The 20,520-nt window shown below is 57.7% G+C and carries 21 protein-coding genes; 13 read left to right on the top strand and 8 right to left on the bottom strand.

The window, feature by feature from the left end; translation table 11 throughout:
• The first annotated feature begins 99 nt into the window (after window positions 1-99).
• From L861_RS08295 to L861_RS08285, 3 genes are read left to right on the top strand one after another with little or no spacing between them, the layout of a single operon-like run.
• Window positions 100-1,758, top strand: a complete 1,659-nt coding sequence (locus tag L861_RS08295) for a sulfatase-like hydrolase/transferase (RefSeq protein WP_016416609.1) — start codon at window positions 100-102, stop codon at window positions 1,756-1,758.
• A complete protein-coding gene (locus L861_RS08290; RefSeq protein WP_016416608.1) occupies window positions 1,730-2,317 on the top strand; it encodes a YceI family protein in 588 nt (195 codons plus the stop codon). Before L861_RS08295 ends, L861_RS08290 begins: the two co-directional genes overlap by 29 nt.
• Before the next feature lie 37 nt (window positions 2,318-2,354).
• The gene (locus tag L861_RS08285) at window positions 2,355-3,764 is read left to right on the top strand and encodes a mannose-1-phosphate guanylyltransferase/mannose-6-phosphate isomerase (RefSeq protein WP_016416607.1); all 1,410 of its coding nucleotides are present in this window, start codon (window positions 2,355-2,357) and stop codon (window positions 3,762-3,764) included.
• 25 nt (window positions 3,765-3,789) lie between these two features.
• Here the strand turns inward: L861_RS08285 and L861_RS08280 are convergent, their stop codons facing one another.
• The 3 genes from L861_RS08280 to L861_RS08270 all read right to left on the bottom strand — a co-directional run bounded on the left by L861_RS08280 (window position 3,790) and on the right by L861_RS08270 (window position 5,558).
• Window positions 3,790-4,725: a lysophospholipid acyltransferase family protein gene (locus L861_RS08280; protein ID WP_016416606.1), complete on the bottom strand. Its 936-nt coding sequence runs from the start codon at window positions 4,723-4,725 to the stop codon at window positions 3,790-3,792.
• A 6-nt stretch (window positions 4,726-4,731) separates the two neighbouring features.
• Window positions 4,732-5,112 (bottom strand): DUF4870 family protein, encoded by a 381-nt coding sequence (locus L861_RS08275; protein ID WP_016416605.1) that lies wholly within the window; start codon window positions 5,110-5,112, stop codon window positions 4,732-4,734.
• Window positions 5,113-5,177: 65 nt separating this feature from the next.
• Complete coding sequence (locus tag L861_RS08270; RefSeq protein ID WP_016416604.1) at window positions 5,178-5,558, bottom strand: VOC family protein; 381 nt, start codon at window positions 5,556-5,558, stop codon at window positions 5,178-5,180.
• An 82-nt stretch (window positions 5,559-5,640) separates the two neighbouring features.
• Between L861_RS08270 and L861_RS08265 the strand changes: the two genes are divergently transcribed.
• The 4 genes from L861_RS08265 (at window position 5,641) to L861_RS08250 (ending at window position 9,840) form a co-directional block, all read left to right on the top strand.
• Complete coding sequence (locus L861_RS08265) at window positions 5,641-6,288, top strand: class I SAM-dependent methyltransferase (protein WP_016416603.1); 648 nt, start codon at window positions 5,641-5,643, stop codon at window positions 6,286-6,288.
• A gap of 172 nt (window positions 6,289-6,460) precedes the next feature.
• Window positions 6,461-7,897: an MFS transporter gene (locus tag L861_RS08260; protein WP_016416602.1), complete on the top strand. Its 1,437-nt coding sequence runs from the start codon at window positions 6,461-6,463 to the stop codon at window positions 7,895-7,897.
• 90 nt (window positions 7,898-7,987) lie between these two features.
• On the top strand, window positions 7,988-8,836 hold the full coding sequence (locus L861_RS08255; protein WP_016416601.1) for a 3-hydroxybutyryl-CoA dehydrogenase: 849 nt from the start codon (window positions 7,988-7,990) through the stop codon (window positions 8,834-8,836).
• Window positions 8,837-9,066: 230 nt separating this feature from the next.
• A complete protein-coding gene (locus L861_RS08250) occupies window positions 9,067-9,840 on the top strand; it encodes an enoyl-CoA hydratase-related protein (protein WP_016416600.1) in 774 nt (257 codons plus the stop codon).
• 72 nt (window positions 9,841-9,912) lie between these two features.
• On the opposite strand, the gene L861_RS08245 is transcribed toward L861_RS08250, so the two are convergent.
• Window positions 9,913-10,803 (bottom strand): DMT family transporter, encoded by an 891-nt coding sequence (locus L861_RS08245; protein ID WP_016416599.1) that lies wholly within the window; start codon window positions 10,801-10,803, stop codon window positions 9,913-9,915.
• 668 nt (window positions 10,804-11,471) lie between these two features.
• On the opposite strand from L861_RS08245, the gene L861_RS08240 reads away from it, so the two are divergent.
• The 3 genes from L861_RS08240 (at window position 11,472) to L861_RS08230 (ending at window position 13,465) form a co-directional block, all read left to right on the top strand.
• Window positions 11,472-12,083 (top strand): cell wall hydrolase, encoded by a 612-nt coding sequence (locus L861_RS08240; RefSeq protein WP_016416598.1) that lies wholly within the window; start codon window positions 11,472-11,474, stop codon window positions 12,081-12,083.
• A 221-nt stretch (window positions 12,084-12,304) separates the two neighbouring features.
• On the top strand, window positions 12,305-12,910 hold the full coding sequence (locus L861_RS08235) for a CBS domain-containing protein (protein WP_027947530.1): 606 nt from the start codon (window positions 12,305-12,307) through the stop codon (window positions 12,908-12,910).
• Window positions 12,911-13,180: 270 nt separating this feature from the next.
• A complete protein-coding gene (locus L861_RS08230; RefSeq protein ID WP_016416596.1) occupies window positions 13,181-13,465 on the top strand; it encodes a DUF4282 domain-containing protein in 285 nt (94 codons plus the stop codon).
• Window positions 13,466-13,574: 109 nt separating this feature from the next.
• Here L861_RS08230 and L861_RS08225 read toward each other — a convergent pair whose 3' ends face one another.
• Entirely contained in the window at window positions 13,575-13,799 is a 225-nt protein-coding gene (locus L861_RS08225; RefSeq protein ID WP_016416595.1) for an amphi-Trp domain-containing protein, read from the bottom strand.
• Between the two features lie 192 nt (window positions 13,800-13,991).
• Here L861_RS08225 and L861_RS08220 point away from each other — a divergent pair, with 192 nt between their 5' ends.
• On the top strand, window positions 13,992-15,116 hold the full coding sequence (locus L861_RS08220; RefSeq protein WP_016416594.1) for an ion channel: 1,125 nt from the start codon (window positions 13,992-13,994) through the stop codon (window positions 15,114-15,116).
• Window positions 15,117-15,119: 3 nt separating this feature from the next.
• Here L861_RS08220 and L861_RS08215 read toward each other — a convergent pair whose 3' ends face one another.
• On the bottom strand, window positions 15,120-16,079 hold the full coding sequence (locus L861_RS08215) for an AraC family transcriptional regulator (RefSeq protein ID WP_330217774.1): 960 nt from the start codon (window positions 16,077-16,079) through the stop codon (window positions 15,120-15,122).
• Window positions 16,080-16,229: 150 nt separating this feature from the next.
• On the opposite strand from L861_RS08215, the gene L861_RS08210 reads away from it, so the two are divergent.
• A complete protein-coding gene (locus L861_RS08210; RefSeq protein ID WP_016416592.1) occupies window positions 16,230-17,411 on the top strand; it encodes an MFS transporter in 1,182 nt (393 codons plus the stop codon).
• A gap of 221 nt (window positions 17,412-17,632) precedes the next feature.
• Here the strand turns inward: L861_RS08210 and L861_RS08205 are convergent, their stop codons facing one another.
• Window positions 17,633-18,649, bottom strand: coding sequence for a zinc-dependent alcohol dehydrogenase family protein (locus L861_RS08205; RefSeq protein ID WP_016416591.1), 1,017 nt, complete (start codon window positions 18,647-18,649; stop codon window positions 17,633-17,635).
• A 97-nt stretch (window positions 18,650-18,746) separates the two neighbouring features.
• On the opposite strand from L861_RS08205, the gene L861_RS08200 reads away from it, so the two are divergent.
• The gene (locus L861_RS08200; RefSeq protein ID WP_016416590.1) at window positions 18,747-19,631 is read left to right on the top strand and encodes a LysR family transcriptional regulator; all 885 of its coding nucleotides are present in this window, start codon (window positions 18,747-18,749) and stop codon (window positions 19,629-19,631) included.
• A 100-nt stretch (window positions 19,632-19,731) separates the two neighbouring features.
• On the opposite strand, the gene L861_RS08195 is transcribed toward L861_RS08200, so the two are convergent.
• Window positions 19,732-20,445 (bottom strand): GntR family transcriptional regulator, encoded by a 714-nt coding sequence (locus L861_RS08195; RefSeq protein ID WP_016416589.1) that lies wholly within the window; start codon window positions 20,443-20,445, stop codon window positions 19,732-19,734.
• Window positions 20,446-20,520: the final 75 nt, after the last annotated feature.

Below are 20,520 nucleotides of genomic sequence, written 5' to 3'. Positions count from 1 at the left end.
GTGGTGACAACAAATCCGTAGTGAAGTTGCGAGAATAAAACGCTACAAGGGCTATACAATACTCGAAAGGTGGTTCAAGCAATCTGGATATCCTTATCAATGTTTTCTCTCCCGGTAGTTCGGTGGCTGTTACTCACCGTTGTCTTCAATGTCGTACTGCTGGTTCCGATATGGCTTCGGTTTGGAGAACTGGCACCGCGTTGGGTCGCTCTCGAAGCTTGGTTGATCGCGGCTAGTCTTGCACTGTTGCCTACCTGGCGATGGCATCGGGCACTTTGCTGGAGTGTCGTCGTCATGATCATGCTGGCCTTGCTGGCCGGGTTCGGTGATGCCGCTACACAACTCGTACTCGGGCGTTCATTGAATCTGTACCTCGATATGCCATTGTTGCTGTCGGTCCATCACTTGCTGGAAGGCAATCTCGGCTCTCTGCTGGCGTTGCTGGTCTGTATCGTGACGGTGCTTCTGTTGCTGGGCTTAGCAGTCATGCTGGCAAAATTGTTGCAGCGTTTGCCACGTCTTAGCTCACGCTCGCCGACAGGAATTGCCATCAGCGGGGTACTACTGATCAGTATCGTGCTGTTAGTTGCGGAAGCTAGCGACCGACGACTGGTTGGCATCGCACGGACACCGGTGATAGACACCTTGGCATCTCAGAGCCAACAGATGTTGGATACGCATCGTGCTCGCCAAACCTTCATCGCCAGCCTGCAGGCCACGCCTTATCCGGTGCAAGCCTTGCCTGCTCTAAGTGACAAGGATGTGATCATAATGTTCATTGAATCATATGGTATCTCAACTATCGAGAATGAACGTTATGCCGAAATAGTGGTGCCACGACTGAAAGCACTGGAAAAGCGTTTGGAGGAGGTTGGCTTGGAGATGGCTTCAAGCACCCTGGCCTCGCCGATTCGAGGGGGGCAATCGTGGCTTGCGCATGCCACGGCTCTGAGTGGGCGCTGGATCGATAATCAGCTCTGGTATCGGCTATTGCTCGATAGCCGCCGTGCGACCCTGATCGATGACTTCCGCGCTACCGGCCATGTCACACTGGCGGTGATGCCGGCGATCAACATGCCTTGGCCGGAGGGGCAGGCCTATGGGTTCGATCAGATCCATGCCGCTGCCGATATCGAGTATGCCGGTCCGGCGCTGCACTGGGTGACCATGCCCGATCAATTCACGCTGTATCATTTCCAGCAACGGATTCGAGCAAGGCTCGATGAGCCGATATTCGCTCAGATTGCACTGATCAGCAGTCACGCGCCTTGGACACCGATTCTTCCTGTGTTGGAAAACTGGGACGACGTGGGCGATGGCAGTGTCTTCATGCGCTGGAAGGATGCCGGAGAAGCGCCGGGAGTCTTGTGGCAAGACCAGGAACGGGTACGCCAGCATTTCGCCTTGTCGGTGGACTACGCTGTGAATGCAACCTTGAGCTGGGCGGCGGAATTCGTCGACGATCGAACCCTGTTGATCGTGCTGGGCGATCACCAGCCGGCTTCTCTGATTACGGGTGATGATGTCGGTACCGGCGTACCGGTACATATCATCAGTGGTGATACCGATTTGCTCGAGCCGTTTCTGGCTCGTGGCTTCGAACCCGGAGCCGTGCCAATGCCGATGAGCGATCCTCCAGGTATGGACCGTCTGAGACACTGGCTTCATGAGGATTTCAGTGGAGCCTCTAAGCTGCGTACGTTTTCAGCCTCGCCGAACGGAGACCAACATGGCACATCGCATCAAACCGCTCCTTGAGCCATCCGGATATCTGATGAGCATCCTGCTGTTGGGTGTGGCTTTGTCGGCGAAGGGGGCTACGACGCCCACTTGGAAACTCGAGGGTGAGTCCAGCAAGATCGAATTGGTAGGCGTTGCCGAGGACCGCAAAGCGGTGGCCGAGGTGGGGCACTTCGATGCCAATGTCGATCTGAACCTGAAGAATCCATCTGCCAGCAGCGTGGTGGTAATCGTGGATGCTGCCAGTATCACCACCGGAGATGCCACGATCGACGCCATGCTGCATGGCCGCAAGTGGTTCAAGGTCGAGAGGTATCCCGAGATCGTCTTTCGCAGCACCGAGATTCTTGGCCCTAGCGAGGGCAAGATGAGTATCGAGGGCGAACTGAGCGTGCTTGATACGACGCGTGAGGTCGTGGTGCCGATGGAAATCGAGCAGGCGGAGTCCCGCATTCACGTCCAGGGCTCGCTGGAACTGGACCGAACCGACTACGACGTCGGCCAGGCAGCCTGGCGTTCCGATGACACCGTGGAGCATGAGGTAAAAGTGGTATTCGACCTGACGCTGGTACGTTGACGCGTCTTGCATCGAGTGAGGAACGAGGGAGGGAAATGTGTTGATTCCCGTCATTCTGGCTGGTGGCAACGGCACGCGGTTATGGCCGCTGTCGCGCCAGCACCGCCCCAAGCAGTTCCTGGCCGTGGCCGGTGAGACCACCATGCTGCAGCAGACTTTGGCTCGGCTGGAAGGGCTGAACAAGGCTCCGCCTATCATCGTTGCTCATCAGGAGCATCGTTTCCTGGTGGCTGAGCAACTGCGCGAGCAAGGCATCGAAGACGCTACCTTGGTGCTCGAACCCGAGGGCCGCAATACCGCGCCGGCGATCGCTGTGGCGGCACTGGTGGCAAGCCGTCGGGAAGATGATCCGCTGCTGCTGGTATTACCCGCCGACCATCTGCTTCATGATGACGAGGCCTTCCGAGCCAGTGTCGGTCGCGCTGTGAAGTTTGCGGAACAGGGCTGGTTAGTGACCTTTGGGGTGGTGCCGAGGCATGCTGAAACCGGCTACGGCTATCTGCAACGCGGCGAATTGTTGGGTGGAGGAGATGGCCACCGCGTGCGGCGTTTCGTCGAGAAGCCCGATGCCGACACGGCTCAAACCTATCTCGATAGTGGCGAATTTCTATGGAACAGCGGCATGTTCCTGTTTCGCGCTTCGCGCTATCTCAACGCCCTGGAGCGACTCCAGCCGGAGATGTTGGATGCCTGTCGTGCAGCGGTCGCCGGAGCCCAGAGCGATCTCGATTTCTTGCGTCTCGATACCGACGCCTTCCTTGCCTGCCCCGCGAACTCCATCGACTACGCAGTGATGGAGGAGACTGACGATGCCGCCATGGTCTCGCTCGAGGCCGGTTGGAGCGATATCGGCTCCTGGTCAGCGTTATGGGAGCATCAAGCACATGATGCGCAGGGCAATGCCGCATGGGGGGACGTGGTCGCGGAGGATACCCGCAACAGCCTGATTCATGCCGACTCGCGTCTGGTGGCAACGCTGGGGGTCGAGGATCTGGTCATCGTCGAGACCCAGGATGCACTTCTGGTAGCCAGGCGCGATCGGGTACAAGACATCAAGACCCTCGTTGAGCGACTGCTGGTGGAAGGTCGTCGTGAAGGGGTCGAACATCCTCGCGTGCACCGCCCCTGGGGGTATTACCAACGCATCGACATCGGTTCACGCTACCAAGTCAAGCGGATTCACGTGGAGCCTGGGGCCAGGTTGTCGCGGCAACTTCACCACCACCGTGCCGAGCATTGGGTGGTGGTCAGAGGGACCGCGCAGGTGAGTGTCGGCGGCAAGACCTTCCTGATCGGCGAGAATCGTTCCACATACATCCCGGTGGGGCAGGAGCATGTGCTGGAGAATCCTGGACGGATAGCCTTGGAGTTGATCGAGGTGCAGTCGGGTACCTATCTGGGTGAGGACGATATCGTGCGACTCGACGACCAATACGGCCGGGTGTGATCCACCCGGCAGGGACGCTGTACGGTCAATACAGCCGGAAACGCTTGTAGTGGGGATGCCCGGCGAGTTCCTCGGGAACCTTGCGATAGCGCTTGTATTCCCACTGGTACTGGACGGGATCGAGGGCGATAGCGGCTTCCACACTGGCGTTGACGCCGGTGGCGGATTGCATTTCGTCAGTGTCGTAGACCCGCTCGTCTGCGGGCAGAAAGTGAATCGCGAACCCTTGGCCGGTATTGAGCCGTCGAGCCACACCCGTGACTACCCGAGCCTGAGTGCGTGCCACCAACTTGGGTAGCAGGGTGGCGGTGTAGGCGTCACGCGAATAGAAGGGCGCGAACACGCCACTGCCCCAATCGGGTTCCTGGTCGGGGAGAATGCCGATCGCTTCGCTGCGTTTCAAAGCCTTGAGCAGGGCAGCAACCCCACGAGAATTGGTGGGTACCAGACTGGCTCCCATGCGCTCACGGCCTTGGCGGGTCACTGGGTCCAAGGCGTCGATCTTGGGTGGCTCGTACATGGCGGTGAACGGAAAGTGGCTGGAAAGCCAGAAATTCAGCACTTCCCAGTTACCGAAGTGGGGTGCCAGCACGATCACGCCACGGCCTTCGGCACGGGCTTCGTCGAGCAGTTCACGACCGTGGACCTCCTGAATCGACGCTTCCACCCGTGAGGGCGCGGCCATCCAGGCGAAGCCCAGTTCAAGCATAGTGGCGGTGGAGTGGACCAGGCTTTCACGTGCCAATTGGCGGCGCTCGGTCGCCGGTCGTTCGGGGAATACCTCGGCCAGATTGATCTCGGTGACTTGGCGTTCACGACGACTGAAACGGTACACCAGTGGGCCACCCAAGCGGGCCATCCGCCACAAGGTCGGCAAACGCCGGCCAGCCAGGGCGCGCCATAGCCCAGCGATAGCACTAGCTTGCCATGATGAGGGGGAGAAGATATAGCGACGATTCATGAACGATCAAACCAGCCAGGTATCCACGTTGGCAGGCGCTTGCTTTTCCTGCAGACCCTTGAAACCCTTGACACAACGGACGATCAACCACACGGCCAGGATGATCATCAATAGAAAGCCGATGCCGATGAGTGCCAACACCACGCAAACCAGGCCATAGAGCATGCCGATCCAGAAAGTGCGGATCTGGTAGCGGTAGTGCTCATCGAGCCACTCCGGCCCCTTGCCACGGTAGACATAGGCGATGACGATGCCAACCAGTGCCGTTAAACCGACGATCATGCTGGCCAGATAGAGAGCGTAGACCACCATCGCCATGGTGGTATCGGGACCCTTGGTCTGTTCGGATTCATGGGCGCTGGCCTGAGGAGATGTATTGTCGTTCATGGCAGGTCTCGTCCCTGAAGGTTACGATTCGGGCCACATGATAACCGCCTGGCGCGTCGATGCCATCATCGGGTCGGACGACAGATCTCCAGCAGGTTGCCATCCGGGTCGCGGAGATACAGTGATTCAATAGGGCCCAAGGCACCTTCGCGGGTGACCGGGCCGAGTTCCACAGACACAGCCAGCGCCTCCAGGTGGCGCTGGATCTCTTCCAGGGGTAGCACGCTGCGGAAACACAGATCGAGGCTTCCCGGCGTGGGAGTGGTGGCTTTTGGACTGACGGGAGTATCGGCCTGGTGCAAGCGTAACGCGAGGCCGTCGAGCATCAAGTCGACGCGCTCGGCATCGCGATAACGGGTCTCCAGGCCAAGCACACGAGTATAGAAGTCTACGGCACGTGGTATATCGGTGACGGTGACGACCAAGTGGTCGAGGCCTGACAGCATGGCGTTCTCCCTTGCAGATGCAGTTTCCACCCAGAGTCACTAGGCTTGGCGGAATATCGTTTTCTACCAAGAGCATACGCTGATGAGTCAGTCGCTGTCCTGTCCGTTATGTGGTGCTCGCGGGCCCGTTCACTATCATCGCGGTATGCAGCGCGACTACTGGCAGTGCAACACTTGCGCTTTGGTATTCGTATCACTGGACCAGCGCCTGGGCTCTGAAGACGAACGGGCAGTCTACGATCTGCACGAAAACTCGCCCGGCGATCGCGGCTACCGGCGTTTCCTGGGGCGGTTGTTCGAGCCGTTGTGCGAGCGTTTGGCGCCGGGGGCGCGTGGGCTGGACTTCGGTGCCGGACCGGGGCCGACCCTGTCGGTGATGTTCGAGGAGGCGGGCTACCCGATGGCCATCTATGACCCCTTCTATGCACCAGGCAAGGAAGTTCTCGAGGGGAAATACGACTTCATCACTGCCACCGAAGTGGTCGAGCACCTATTCGCTCCCGGGCACGAGCTCGAGCGGCTTGCCAGTTTGCTGCGCCCCGGTGGCTGGTTGGGACTGATGACCCAACGCGTGATCTCGCCGCAAGCCTTCGCGAACTGGCGCTATACCCACGACCCGACCCATGTGTGTTTCTTCAGCGAAGTTACCTTCCTCTGGCTCGGCGAGCACCTCGACATGAGTGTCGAGTTTCCTGCGAACGACGTGGTGCTGTTGCGCAAGCACTTTTGAGCGCCGCTCGATAAGCATGGGTTATCGAAGAAAAAATCCCTGTCTTAGGTGGCGAAATCGTTTGGCAAACGTCTAGTCTGGGCTTATATTCGCCGCGCGATTTTCTGGTTATTCTCCCGGCGTCATGGCGTCGCTTTCTCGTCCAAAATCTATCCGCGTGAGGCATCCGCTCATGTCACGGCAGTTGTTGGCCATGGCGCTGGCCCCCCTTCTGGGATTGTTCATTCTCGGCATCGGCAATGGCTTCCTGGCCACCCTGATTACCCTGCGTCTCGATGCGGCGGGCGAGTCCGCATTGGTTATCGGCTGGGTATCGTCGGCCTATTTCATCGGCCTGGCACTCGGGGCGATGTTGAATGACCGGTTATTGCTTCGGATTGGCCATATCCGCGCTTATGGTTGCTTTGCCTCACTAGTGGCGGTCACCGTGCTGCTTCAGGGACTGTGGCTGAATCCTTGGTCGTGGTTCGTGCTGCGCCTGATTGGTGGCTGGGCCACGGTGGGCGTGTATCTGGTCATCGAGAGTTGGCTGCTGACGTCATCGGAGACCAAGGTGCGCGGGCGCCTGCTGGCGCTGTACATGATCTCGCTATATGCTGCCGGCGTGCTGGGGCAGTTGTTGTTAGGGGTGACCGATGCCGCCGGTGAGACAACCCCATTCATGGTGATTGGGTTGCTGGCGTCGCTATCGGTGCTGCCAATGGCGATGATCCCGCGGGTGTCGCCGCTGATCGAACATGCCGAGCCACTGCCGCCGCACCGCCTGATCATGATAACCCCTACTGGGGTGATGGGGTGTTTCGGTTCTGGGCTGGCGGTGGCGGCTATCTACACGCTGTTGCCGCTGTATCTGCAGCGCACTGGGCTTTCGGTAGCCGAAGTCGGCCGGATGATGGCAGTGGTAGTGCTGGGCGGCATGCTGTTGCAGTACCCGATCGGACGCTGGTCGGACAAGCAGGACCGGCAGATAGTGTTGATCGTGATCGGTGCATTTACCACCGCGATCTCGCTGGCCATGTTGTTCCTGCCAGCTTCGCCTTGGTTGCTAGCCGGGCTACTGTTCTTCCTTGGTGGTGGTGCTTTTGCCCTCTACCCGGTGGCAGTCAGCCATGCTGCCGACCGAGCTCCTGCTGGGGCCTTGGTGCGCATGAGCCAAGGATTGCTTCTGATCAATGCCATTGGTTCGACCCTTAGTCCGCCGATGATCACTCCAGTAATGACTGCCGTGGGAGACGGAGGCCTGTTCTGGTCGATGGGTGCGCTGGGGGTGATCCTGGTGGCGTTCTTCTTCTGGCGTCGTAGCGTGCGGCCAGCACCGATTCCCGTGGCGCCCTTCGTGGCCAATCCTCCCCAGACGATGGTGGGTGCCGAACTCAACGTGACCGAGGAACTGGTGCAGGGTGCCATCGAGCACGAGTATGTCGAGGATCTTTCCGATGTAGTACCCGATGTGGAAGTGGCCGAACCAGTGGTTGGTCCGCCACGCGAGGATCAGCCTCATGTCGACTACTACGTTGGAAATGGCACGGTCGAGAATGGCGGACCCGAGCAAGCCCATGCCGAAGACGAAGAGCCGCGTACCGAGGCGTATCAGGCGAACAGAAGCTGACGGCTTGGCTGCTTGCACTGGACGCCGGCGTTTGGCCAGTGCACCTTATGTTCAACGCTTTTCGAGACTCACGGATATGGGAGGAATGCGATGGACAAGCAGGCAATCGGTGTGGTTGGCGCTGGTACCATGGGGCAGGGTATTGCCCAGGTACTACTGACCAGTGGCCGTCAGGTCAAGCTGTATGACGTGGCCGAGACTCAACTCGAACGTGCCGAGGGTAAGATCGACCAGGGACTCTCACGTCTGGTCGAGAAGGATAAGCTCAGCGAGGAAGAGCGAAGCTCGGCCTTGACGCGACTCGACAAGACCACCTCGTTGGAAGCGTTGTCCGAGTGCGAAGTCATCATCGAAGCGGCGCCCGAACAGTCGGAGCTCAAGGAAAAGCTGTTTCGAGACCTTTCTGCGCTGAATCAGGACGTCATCCTCGCCTCGAATACCTCCTCCCTATCCTTGACCCGACTGGCCGCCGTCAGCGAACACCCCGAGCGGGTGGTGGGCATGCACTTCTTCAACCCGGTGCCAGTTCTGAATCTGGTCGAGGTGATCCGCGCCGAACAAACGTCGGACGCTACCGTGGTGAAGGTCGAAGCGCTGGCTGGGGAACTGGGCAAGACCGCTGTGGCCATCGCCGATTCCCCGGGCTTTGCCGTCAACCGCTTGCTGGTGCCGATGATCAATGAAGCGGCCTTCCTGCTCCAGGAAGGGGTTGCCAGTGCCGAGGACATCGACCAGGCGATAAAACTCGGCGCTGCTCACCCCATGGGCCCTCTGGCGCTAGCCGACTTGATTGGCCTGGACGTATGCCTGTCGATCATGGAAGTACTACAGGATGGCTTCGGCGATCCCAAGTACCGCCCCTGTCCGTTGCTCAAGCGCATGGTGGATGCTGGCTATCTCGGTCGAAAGAGTGGGCGCGGCTTTCATATCTACGAATAGGCTGCACTCCGAGTTCTGAGCCTTGCCCTTCAGTTCAAACATACAAGCGCAGCTTCGCTGCGCGATGAAGGAGTCGCAAAAGCCGGCCTGGCGGCCGGATCGCGCAGAAGATCTGCGCTCCCACGAGGGTCATGCTATTCGGACAACATGACCAAAGAGGGGATTGTCGCCCAACCAAGCGATCGGTAGGTTGTGTCAGGACAGTTCGTTCCCACTCACAAGGAGTCATCATGAGCGACAAGCTGATTGAAACTCGGGGCAGTGCTGGTGTCATGCGCCTGACGCTGAACCGCCCCAAGGCACTCAATGCATTGAATAGCGGCCTGTTAATCGAATTGGATGCGGTGTTGGCCGAACTGGAAGGGCGTAGCGACCTACGTGCAGTATTGATCACCGGTGCTGGCGAGAAGTCCTTCGTCGCCGGTGCCGATATCGCCGAGATGCGCGACAAGACGCCGGAACAGGCTCACCAGTTCGCCAGCCAGGCCTTGGCCACCATCAAGCGTCTGGAGCGCCTGCCGGTACCGGTGGTGGCACTGGTCAACGGCTTCTGTCTGGGTGGTGGCTGCGAACTGGCCTTGGCCTGCGACTGGGCCGTGGCCAGCGACAACGCCATTTTCGGCCAGCCAGAAGTCGGGCTAGGTGTGATTCCCGGCTTTGGTGGCACCCAGCGCCTACCGCGCCGTATTGGTCCCGCCATGGCACTCGATCTGATCACCACCGGTCGCAAGATTGACGCCAATGAGGCCTTGCGTATCGGGCTGGTCAACCGCGTGGTGCCACAAGCCGAGCTGGAGTCGGTGGCCGAGGAGCTTACTCAGCAGCTCGCCGGTAATGGTCCCAACGCCGTGCGTGCCGCCAAGCAGGCTATCCACTATGGCCAGAATCAAGACCTTGACAGTGCTCTGGCACTGGAAACCAGCTTGTTTGCACTGGGCTTCGCCGGTGAGGAGCAACATGAGGGGATGAGTGCTTTCCTTGAGAAGCGTAAAGCGAACTTCTGATCGATCAAGCCCGATAGGGGGCTTGCGGCAAGCAATACTGAGCGGCAGTGTCGATGACGACACTGCCGTTTTTCATGACTGAGGGCTTGAAGATTGCCGGCGCAGGCGCAGGATCCCGGTGGCGATAGCCGTCCCGACCAGGGTGATTGTCATACCAATCAGAACCTGCAGGCTTAGCACCTCTCCCAGCAGCAAGTAGCCCCAGATCAGCGCACTCACCGGTACCAGGAAGGTGACTGTGGACGTGGCAGTTGCCCCGGCACTGGAGATCAAGGTGAAATACAGAAGGAAGGCGACGGTGGTACTGAGCACCGCCAATGCCAGGCCATTGGACCAGGCCAGGCCGCTGATGGGTTCGGAAGGCCACAGTAGCAAGCCAGGAAGCAGCAGGATCAAAGCGGACATGGCGGTGCTGCCCGCTGCCAGCACCCGTATGGGAAGGTGTGACAGGTGGGTCTTGGAATAGTTGGTGGCGACACCATAGCAGAAGGTGGCGCCTAGTGCGGCGAGAATGAACCAGCCATCGCCACCTAAAGTAAAGTCCAGTCGGTTGGCCGAGAGCACATACACCCCAAAGAAAGCCATCGCCAAGCCTACATACTGCTGACGCTGCACTGGAGTGGTGAAGAACATGGCACCCAGTAGCGCGGTGAAAATGGGTGTAGTGGCGTTGATCAAGGACGTGAACCCTGCTTCAAGGCGTGTCGTGGCCAAGGCCAGCAGAGTGAAGGGCAGCACGTGGTTGGTCAGACCCAGCAACAACAGGCCGCCTTTGTTTTCCCACACCAGCTTGAGATAGCGCAGGCTGAGCAGCAGTGGAATCAGCAGTAGAGAACCTACGCCCATACGCACCAAAATCAGGGGGATGGGGCCGAACTCGGGAACGGCGACCCGCATGAAGATGAACGACATCCCCCACAGCGTGGACAGTAGGATCAGGCGTAGTGCATCGACTGGTGACATGGGGATACCCTCGCAGATGCGCGAAAGAGAAAAGCAGCTTACGGTTGATGCGCGTTTATTGGAAGTCGGCTATCAGCGCTTTTGCTTCGATATTGATACTGAGCAACCGTGATAGAGTTTGGGAGCCAGCATGGTGTTTTCCCTCGGCTGCGTGTTTGCAGTGTATACCCGCGAATAGGAAAAACTAGCCAGATTCGGAATCATAGGACGCAGCCACGACACTGTCGAAATAGAGGACATTGGCGAGTCATACCGAGCAGTTCATCATTAATGAATTGCACAACGCCGGACAGCTTTCGATTTCTCTCGTTGCCAAGAAAACTAAAATTCATCCTGATGGTATTTGCTTTATTAGTATGTTTTTCCTGTTTTTATCCTGATAAAGTCAGTCCTTTGCATGATTTTCATTATTTATTAATCACGACTAAATCAGTGTTTCCTGGAGATCTCATTCGTCACTATAGGGCTTTGGCTGGAAGCGTGGGGCAGGTCTGATAGTCTCCAGCTATACTGAAAAACACCGGTTCATCCAAGTGGAGATCATCCACTGGTTCGCTTCAACCATCGCCTAAAAGCGGAGAAGCTGACTTCTCTCATTCGACGGAAATTCTCCGTCGAACCTATCATACTGGCGTAGAGCCAGGTTTGGTTCATCCAGAGGTTCGACCATGCACCAGTTTTGGATGGTAGCCAGCCTTGTAGCCATTCTTTCCATGGGCCAGGCGATGGCGGCTGAACAGGAGCAGAAGGAGGAAACTGCTGAGACCAAGGCGGAAGAGTTGGAGCAAAATGTAGTTGATGAGGTACTCCCTTCTCCAACCGAGATCATTACCAAGCCTGAGGCGCAAGCCGTCGATCCGAAGGGTGAAGACCCCCTGGACGATGCAATCACCTGCCTGTCACGTACCATTTACTGGGAAGCCAGGGGTGAAGAGGCTGCCGAGATGGAGGCCGTTGCCAATGTCGTCATGAATCGGCTAGGGCATGAAGACTTTCCTGATACGACTTGTGAAGTCGTCATGCAGGGCTCCGAGCAGGGGGCCTGCCAGTTCTCATGGTGGTGCGATGGTCGTTCGGATATTGCGGAAGAGGACGAGGCTTACGTAATTGCCAAGGATATCGCCCGAAAGGCTCTCAATGGACAGCTAATAGACCGAACCGGTGGAGCGCTATATTTTCACCATCGGGAAACTACCCCTGATTGGGCTGCGGAATACATCAAGACGGTCGAGGCCGGCGTGTTTGTCTTTTATAAACCTCACGAGATCCTGGAAGAATAGGTTCTCATACATTTCGCTCATTTGCGTTCGTTCAAGCAGGTGCCTGAAGTGATGTGGTTATCTCACTGGCTGTTCCCGTCAGTTCTCCGGGATATCCTGTAACCGCCGAGACGCAGGCGATAGTACCTTAAGGTTCTCTTAAGGTAGGCATGGCACACATGGGACTCACTCACAATTCCGGCGGTAAGCTTCCGACCGGATTCAGGTTCGCGAGGTGTACCATGCCTGCTACAGCACACAAGACCCTACCGCTTGAAACCCCTGACCAACGTCTTCCCATCAGCACTCCCGCCGGGATTCCATTCCTTGATATGGATAGCCCTGCCCGGGCCCTATTGACCGATTTCACGACTGTCCGCGCACAGACGGTAACGATGGAGACTCCTGCCTCCCTGGCACAGACCATCATGCAATGTAACAAGGTGAGGCTGTTGCTGGTTGCAGATGCAGCAGGACTTTGCACCGGCATCATCAGCGCCCGGGAACTTCTAGGCGGGCGTCGTATCACTCAGGCCATGCAGCGCTATGACATTCCCCGCGATGAAGTCTCCGTTGGGATGATAATGACGCCTTGCCAAGACCTTCACACGCTGTCATTGGCACACTTGGGATCTCTGACCGTTGGTGATTTGGTCGAGGCTCTCCTGGCATTTGGCGATCAACACTTGTTGATAACCGACCTCGACCAGCACCACCAACAACGCATACGAGGGGTGATTTCGGCGTCCGACGTGGGCCGTGCCTTGTCGCTGGACCTGGGGCAGCAGCCTCCCGAGGCACGCAACTTCATCGACATCTGTCGTGTGATACTGGGTCGCGAGCTATAATCATGTTCTCTCGATAAGCGGTTAATCTGTTGCTTGCCAGGGGTTCTGCACAGGCTACCCTTACGCGCTCACTATCGTGATAATGGGGAGGTCCATCTTCCTTTCAACAGTGCCGGCTGCTCTTCCCGCTTGAAGCAGGGAGAGCAGCGAGCACCGAATACTATTTCACCACCGAGGGTGATGGGATAGGATAGCTTCCAACCAATAAGATGATGCGACAGGGAGCATGCGCCAGCTTGCTGGGTCACCATCTAAATACGAAGGAATGCTATGAATTTCAAAGATTTTCTTAACTTTGACCGACTCCTTTCTCCTAGCCTGATTCGAATTGGTTATTGGGTCGGGATTGTCTTGATTACCATATCGGGTCTCGTGGGGTTCATGGGAGCCTTCGCCAGCTATGGCGGAGGGCTTGGCCGTGCCTTGTTAGCGCTCGCCGGGACGGTACTCGGCCTGATTATCTGGCGAGTCATATGCGAAGGAGCCATATTGGTTTTCAGCTTGAACGATCGACTTGCTGAGATTCGCGATCGACTTCCCGCAGGCCGAGATTGAGCTGAATGTGGCATCATCAAGACACAGCGTGCAACACGATACTCGCATCAATTCAGGTGATTCTTGTGAATTGAAGTTGAATATGTCTGTTTAGTGAGACGGCATCCGTTTAGTTTCTTTTCCACTTAATCTGAAATTCTATCTCCTCTTCATCGTCGGACCGTTCGTGTTCGACGGTGAATTCAGCCCGGACAGGGATATAGATGCGCTCACCAGCGATTTGTATCTCAAAGCGCTTCCCTTGCTCGATAGCGTCCGCCAGGCGTCTCAGCTTTGCTACGAAGTCGGCTTTTGAGTACCCCTTCTCGATGTCGCGCTCTTGCTTGGGTGACATGACCTGCTCCCTTTGATTCTCGACTGAAAATAAACCATGTACGCTTTGGTGGCTTCCAGTGTAGCGGAAGTAGACCTCAGGGCTAGCGCGGTTGGTGTCTGGCAACAGAGTGGGGTAGCATTCTTGCCCTGAGCTACCCGATTGCCTTGTCATCTGATGGGAGTTTCAGCACCCTGCTCGGGTGCGTTCGTGATGCGACTTCTTCGCGTACTACGCCGCCGCCAATCCAGCAAACAGATCATCCAGCGGCTCGATATCAACATGCGTTCGCGCCTGCGCCGTGCCTTCTATTGGCTGCTGGTACTCACCGGCCTGCATACCATCGCGATGGTGGTTCTCGAGGCCATGGGGTGGGGGGATGCACTCTGGCTGACGCTGACCACCATGACCACGGTAGGCTACGGTGATCATTCGGCCGTTACACCACTTGGCCGTGCCGCCACGGTGGCGTTGCTCTATGTTGCTGGCATCACCCTCCTGGCACAGTTGGCCAGCGACTACATCGACTACCGCCTCAAACGCAAAGAATCCATGATCAAGGGCCGCTGGAGGTGGCAGATGAAAGACCATGTGCTGATCATCAACAGTCCCAACAACAACGCCGCTGTCTACTTTGAACGGCTGGTGGCGCAGTTGCGAGCTACCGAGCAGCTCGAAGATACACCCGTGCAGATTCTCACCGATGCCTTTCCCGATGGATTGCCCGAGAATCTGCGCGAGATGGGTGTGGTTCATCACCATGGCGAGCCTTCCGATCCTCAGGCATTGAAGGCCGTTACGCCGGAGCAGGCCAAGGCCATCATCGTTCTGGCCCAGGATGAATATAGCCGGGTGTCCGATAGCATCACCTTGGACGTACTGACGCAATTGCGTGGTCTGTGCCAGAGCGCTATTCCTTATACTGTCGCTGAGTGTGTCCACGAGGATAGCCGTCAGCGGATCGAGCTAGCAGGTGCCAGTACTACACTGCGTCCAATCCGTGCCTATCCGGAAATGTTGGTTCGCTCCCTGGTGGCGCCGGGAGCGGAAAAGATCTTGGAGAATCTGTTCACTCACTGCGACGACCATGCCATGCGTTATCCGGTGAAGCTGGAGAACGCCGTCTGGTCCGAGGTGACCTGTCGACTCATGGCAGCCGGCATGGGAACTCTCATGGCTTACGTGGCGGAGGAGGATGGGCAGGTGAACTGCCATCCGGCCCATGATCATCGGTTCAATGCCAGCGCGTTGATTCTGATGGTAAGGGAAGAGTTCGTTCCCACCACGCAAGACATCGAGCGATGCATTCATCAAACCCAAGTACCAACGTCCGTCTAGCGATCAGTACAACGGTGCATCATCAGATGCAAGGTTCTCAGTGGTGGCGATGGCGCGAACGGCGCCAGGCGATTGCCCAGTGATACGCTTGAAGGCTCGGCTGAAGGCGGCTTGTGAGCCGTAGCCGAGACACTGCGCGACGGTTTCGATTGGCATCCGGTCACGTCCTATCCATTGAGCCGCGAGACGCATCCGCAGCTCTGTCACATAGCGGTGGGGCGTGAGGCCTGTTACCGCCAGGAAGCGTTCGGCGAACACCGAGCGAGAGCTACCCATTTCCGAGGCGAGTTCAGCCACTGTCCAATGCCGGCCCGGGTCACGGTGAATTGCAGCGATAACGCGGCCCAGGCGCGGGTCGCGCAATGCTTCTACCCAGCCGGTTGCATCGCCGCAGCCGCACTCAACCCAGCCGCGTACGATGAAGGCGGAGACGACATCAGCGAGCCGAGCCAAGATGCCGGCATAGCCCGCTCGTTCCGTGCGTGCTTCGCGTTCCATCGCCTCCAGCATTGGCATGATCTCCGGGTGTCGCTCCAGAAGCGTGCTGACGAGCATGACTTCAGGCATCAGTGCGACGAGTGGATGCATGCTCCCGAGATCGAATTCCAGGCAGCCGCTGAAGATCAACGCTTGCCTCGTTGGACAGCTGTCTTGCGGGCAGGCTCGGATCGAACTGACAGCCTTGCAGAGCGTTGCTGTCTCGAACGTGGCGATGTCTCGGCTGGGCAGGTCTGGCTCGGAAAGAAGGCCATGCGGACCGCCCCGCGGCAATAGCAGGGCGTCACCTGTATTGAGGGCGTGCAGCATTCCCCCGGGGCTGCGCAGGTAGACCGGGCCGCGAGCAATGAAATGGAATTGCGCCCACCCATCCACGGTACCGAAGCCGATACCGAAGGGAGGTTCTACCTGAATCCGGCGATACCGAATGCCGCTTAACCGCATCCCAAGGAGCAGCTCGCTCACTAGGTCATCCGGGAGGGTGGTGTATGGCGCTTTACGGCTTTTTACGGACGAATTATCAAACATTCGAGAGTTTTTAGCATAGACCGTCCGAAACGTCCAACCTATTCTGCTGTACCGCAGCAACACTTCATCTGGGAATAGGAAAAGCTGATGAACGAATGGACACAACGGGCCGAGCCAGCCTGGGGCGCGGTCTTCTCGATGACACTCGGTGTGTTCGGACTGGTAACGGCAGAGTTCCTGCCAGCCAGCCTGCTGACACCAATGGCAGAGGCGCTGGGGATAACGGAAGGTCTGGCGGGCCAGGCCGTGACGGCGACCGCAGCGGTCGCCTTGGTGACGAGCCTGCTGATCACGGCAGTCACGCGTCACATCGACCGCCGCCTCGTGCTACTGGCCTTTTCGGCCCTGTTGGTTGCATCGAACCTCTTGGTCGCCTTCGCACCCAACCTAGTGGTCCTGCTATTCGGGCGCGTCCTGCTAGGTCTCGCGCTTGGCGGTTTCTGGACCATGTCTGCAGCGACAGTGATGCGGCTCGTGCCTGAAGCACTGGTGCCACGCGCGCTGTCGATGATCTTCAGCGGCGTCTCAGTGGCGACGATCGTCGCTGCCCCGTTGGGCAGCTATTTCGGCGATATTGTCGGCTGGCGCAACGTTTTCCTGATGGCGGCAGTGCTGGGTCTTGTGGCGCTGGTGGTGCAATTCATGACGCTTCCCCGGATGGCGCCTAGTGGTTTGACGAGTCTGCGTACCTTGGTCGAGGTGTTGATGCGCCCACGGGTTGGGCTCGGCATGGTCTCCGCCGCTTTGGTCTTTACAGGGCACTTTGCCTTTTTCACCTACATCCGCCCCTTCCTCGAGACCGTGACCGGAGTCGGTGTGAGTGGAGTGTCCGGCATCCTTCTGGGCTTCGGTATCGCGAACTTCCTGGGGACTTTCCTCGGTGGGTTGATGCTTGAACGGAGCATGCGTCTGACGCTGATCGTGATGCCACTATTAATGGGCATACTTGGCTTGGGGCTTGTCGGTATCGGAGGCGCACCTTTGGTTGACTCGGTTATGGTGGCTCTCTGGGGGCTGGCGTTCGGGGCCATTCCCGTGGCTTGGTCCACCTGGCTTACCCGTACGGTACCTGATGAGGCCGAGAGTGCGGGTGGCCTGCTCGTTGCGGCAATTCAATTTGCTATTGCCACAGGTGCGGCTGCTGGAGGTGCGATCTTTGACGTGAGCGGCGCAACCGGTGTTTTCACCGTAAGCGGTTTCGTGCTTCTTTTGGCGGCGCTGGTGATCCTGGTTGGTGTCCGGCCCCGACCAGTCGTTGCCACCATCTGATGCCGTATAAAAAGGAAATTGAGCCGAAATGGCATCGGGGAGGCATGTTGTCGGCAATGTCTTACATGAGCTATCGACAATCTCGCACAGGTCGACCCGCCTTACCGTGTTAGCGTAGCCCTGTGTCGCCGGATTAACGGTTCATGCCGTTCCTTCGCTGGGTGGCACCTAGAAGCCCCCGGCGAGGGGATGCGTCGGGGGCTTCTAACCATCTTCCTGGCTCACTCGTTGTCGAAAATGATGACGGGCTTGCCGAAGCTAGGCGTCTTGCCTCGATCATGAATGGCAGTGGCGGCCTCCTGGAATGGAAAGTGTGTACCTACGACAGGGTGAATCCTGTTGCGCGATAAAAACTCTAGATACCGCTCGAATTGAGTCCGACTGCCAACGCTGACGGCTCGAAGCGAGAGTTGGCGGGCAAGCAGCGGGCCAATCAGATTGCCGTGCACGTCGAATCCTTTCAGGAAGCCGACGATCGCTATGCTTCCCTCGTCGGCCATCATGGCTGTCGTCTGCAGCAATTGCTCGCCACCCAGTACCTCCACCGCCATGTCAATGCCGTGGTTGCCTGTGGCATTCAGTACAGCACCCACCATGTCGTCAGTCGTGTGGTAGTCGATGATCTTGGTGGCTCCAAGCTCGTAAAGCGTCTCATGGCGGTCTTGCCTGCCGCTCATGACAACTGTCTTGGCACCAACCGCGTGGGCAATCTGCAAGGCTGAGAGTGAGACGCTTCCCGTTCCTTCGATAAGCACCCACTTACCGGTCAGATCGTTGGGTTCGTCCAGTGCTGTCCAGGCGGTGAGACCTGATACGGGGAGAGTGGCGGCCTCGGCCAGTGTCATGTGGTCTGGAACAGGTAGGAGGGCAGCCTCCGGCAAGATGACTGTCTCGGCGAGCCAGCCGTCGAGAGGGCCACCAAGCTTCGTCGCATGGTTCGTCGAGACGAACGGGCCATCCAACCAGCCAGTCGTATAGTGTCCCAGCACTCGGTCACCAATAGCGAAATGGGTGACATCATCGCCGATTTCCACGACTGCCCCCGCTCCATCGGAGAGGGGGATGAACGGTTTGGTTAGATCGGGTTGATAAATGCCTTCGATCAGGGCGTAGTCCCGGTAGTTGATGGAGGCAACGCCTGTCTTGATCTTGACTTCACCTGGTCCCGGGGAGGTGTCCTCGCGGTTGATGGGGATAAGGGCTTCGAAACCGTTCCCTGTCAGCTCGTAGGCACGCATGGGTCGTCTCCTTTGGTTTGTTCATGGAGACTTTGACATTGAATGAATCGCAAAAAAACGGGTGAACGAGCAAGTATCCTTTGCATAAAATGCAAAAATGAAAGATACAACTCTTGCCGAACTACATACGCTGGCTACCGTCGTGAAGAAGGGTAGCCTGACCGCGGCTGCGGATCATCTAGGGATCAGTGCCGGGACCGTCAGTCGTCGCCTGGATGCCATGGAGACTCGCCTGGGTGTGCGGTTGTTCAATCGTTCCACACGCGCCGTACGCCTCACGGCAGCGGGGGAGGCATACCACGCCAGCATTGTTCCGGCTCTGGAAGCCATCGCCGAGGCAGATGAGCTGGTTCGCGCGCAGACGGCAGGGCCGAGAGGTGAAATACGCGTTTCTCTTCCCGTCAACTATGGACGCGTACACTTGGCGCCGCGGCTTCCGGAATTTCTCCAGCGTTATCCGGATATCCGGCTCGATGCCCACTTCGATGATCGCTTCGTTGATCTAGTGGCAGAGGGCTTCGACTTGGCTATTCGAATCGGCCAGCTAGAAGACTCCCGTCTGATTGCACGTCGCATTGCAGATGACAGACGGCTGGTGGTTGCCTCCCCGGCCTACCTGGAACGCTCTGGACGGCCATCGCATCCCAAGGATCTGCTCACACATGAGTGCCTGCATTACACCAACTTTCGCGGTCCGGTCGTCTGGTCTTTCAGCAAAGGTGGCAAGCAGTTGGACATTCCCGTCAGCGGGCGCTTCAACTCCAATTACGGATTACCCCTTACGATTGCCGCGGAGCAGGGGCTGGGGTTGGTGCAGACAGCAACGTCCTTGGTCGGAGAAGCGTTGCGCGAGGGACGTCTCGTCGAGGTTCTGGAAGATTGGAGACTCCCTGAGATCGGTATTTATGCGGTCTATCCGGGACGCAAGCATGTGCCTGCCAAGGTACGGGCATTCATCGATTTCATCTCTTCTTCGTCTTGAACGTCGGTATGTCGCCGCTGCGTCTCCAACCGAAGCTTCATTTACAATGCCACATCAATCATCAGTCGCCACTCAAGTGTCAGCGGTGCAATGTAAGGTATCAGGGAGCATGCTGCTCAAGCGTCTTCTTGCCTTGCTCGGGAGCGGCGTTGGTGTCTTCATCGCCATGGTTGGCGTATTTGAACCAGGTCTTGCCTAGGTGATTGCGAAGTTCCAGCCCCACGCGCGTGGCATCTCGAGCTTCCAGAGCGGCCATGATGGCTTCGTGCTCCGTCATGGCAGTGGTCCATTTTTCGCTCTTCTGATTGGAAAGGTAGCGAACACGGTACAGTTGTCGATTCAGGTAGCCGTGCATCTCGATCAACGAGGCATTACCCGAAAGGGCGACGATCCGGTTATGTATTTCCTGGTTGATACGAAAATAGTTCTGTCGGTCTCGCCGTAGGTAAGCCGCTTTCATTTCGTAGTGGAGTGCCTGTAGCTCGGCAATGTCCTGGTCGGTAGCCAACTGGCAGGCCAGCTCCGCTGCGGCCTGTTCCAACACGCTCAACACGTAGGCCTTTTCCTTGACGTCCGCTGGGCTCACGTCTGCCACCACGGCGCCTCGGTTGGGCAGTATTTCTACCAACCCTTCGGTTGCCAGAATCTTCAACGCTTCGCGTAACGGGGTTCGCGAGACTTGCAATTCGTCCGCAAGTGAACGCTCGGGCAGGCGCTGCCCGGGCTGGAAGTGATCCATCACGATATGTTCCCGAAGGTAGTTGGCTACCTTCTCGACCAATCCTGGCCGGGCAAGCTGATCTACGTCGTCCATTCGATTCATCGCGTCACAACGGTCTCTAATAGACAAGAATGGCATACCAGAATTCTTCTTTCAAACTTTCTTTTC

Source organism: Litchfieldella anticariensis FP35 = DSM 16096, assembly GCF_000409775.1.
Classification (GTDB): Bacteria; Pseudomonadota; Gammaproteobacteria; order Pseudomonadales; family Halomonadaceae; genus Litchfieldella; species Litchfieldella anticariensis.
Note: the sequence above shows the minus strand (reverse complement) of the source record. Positions and strands in the feature narration are given on the sequence as shown.

Excerpts from the sequence above, each read along its gene's own strand:
- L861_RS08295 (WP_016416609.1), top strand. The coding sequence starts at position 100 with ATGTTTTCTCTCCCGGTAGTTCGGTGGCTGTTACTCACCGTTGTCTTC.
- L861_RS08290 (WP_016416608.1), top strand. The coding sequence starts at position 1,730 with ATGGCACATCGCATCAAACCGCTCCTTGAGCCATCCGGATATCTGATG.
- L861_RS08280 (WP_016416606.1), bottom strand. The coding sequence starts at position 4,725 with ATGAATCGTCGCTATATCTTCTCCCCCTCATCATGGCAAGCTAGTGCT.
- L861_RS08275 (WP_016416605.1), bottom strand. The coding sequence starts at position 5,112 with ATGAACGACAATACATCTCCTCAGGCCAGCGCCCATGAATCCGAACAG.
- L861_RS08270 (WP_016416604.1), bottom strand. The coding sequence starts at position 5,558 with ATGCTGTCAGGCCTCGACCACTTGGTCGTCACCGTCACCGATATACCA.
- L861_RS08265 (WP_016416603.1), top strand. The coding sequence starts at position 5,641 with ATGAGTCAGTCGCTGTCCTGTCCGTTATGTGGTGCTCGCGGGCCCGTT.
- L861_RS08260 (WP_016416602.1), top strand. The coding sequence starts at position 6,461 with ATGTCACGGCAGTTGTTGGCCATGGCGCTGGCCCCCCTTCTGGGATTG.
- L861_RS08255 (WP_016416601.1), top strand. The coding sequence starts at position 7,988 with ATGGACAAGCAGGCAATCGGTGTGGTTGGCGCTGGTACCATGGGGCAG.
- L861_RS08250 (WP_016416600.1), top strand. The coding sequence starts at position 9,067 with ATGAGCGACAAGCTGATTGAAACTCGGGGCAGTGCTGGTGTCATGCGC.
- L861_RS08245 (WP_016416599.1), bottom strand. The coding sequence starts at position 10,803 with ATGTCACCAGTCGATGCACTACGCCTGATCCTACTGTCCACGCTGTGG.
- L861_RS08240 (WP_016416598.1), top strand. The coding sequence starts at position 11,472 with ATGCACCAGTTTTGGATGGTAGCCAGCCTTGTAGCCATTCTTTCCATG.
- L861_RS08235 (WP_027947530.1), top strand. The coding sequence starts at position 12,305 with ATGCCTGCTACAGCACACAAGACCCTACCGCTTGAAACCCCTGACCAA.
- L861_RS08230 (WP_016416596.1), top strand. The coding sequence starts at position 13,181 with ATGAATTTCAAAGATTTTCTTAACTTTGACCGACTCCTTTCTCCTAGC.
- L861_RS08225 (WP_016416595.1), bottom strand. The coding sequence starts at position 13,799 with ATGTCACCCAAGCAAGAGCGCGACATCGAGAAGGGGTACTCAAAAGCC.
- L861_RS08220 (WP_016416594.1), top strand. The coding sequence starts at position 13,992 with ATGCGACTTCTTCGCGTACTACGCCGCCGCCAATCCAGCAAACAGATC.
- L861_RS08210 (WP_016416592.1), top strand. The coding sequence starts at position 16,230 with ATGAACGAATGGACACAACGGGCCGAGCCAGCCTGGGGCGCGGTCTTC.
- L861_RS08205 (WP_016416591.1), bottom strand. The coding sequence starts at position 18,649 with ATGCGTGCCTACGAGCTGACAGGGAACGGTTTCGAAGCCCTTATCCCC.
- L861_RS08200 (WP_016416590.1), top strand. The coding sequence starts at position 18,747 with ATGAAAGATACAACTCTTGCCGAACTACATACGCTGGCTACCGTCGTG.
- L861_RS08195 (WP_016416589.1), bottom strand. The coding sequence starts at position 20,445 with ATGGACGACGTAGATCAGCTTGCCCGGCCAGGATTGGTCGAGAAGGTA.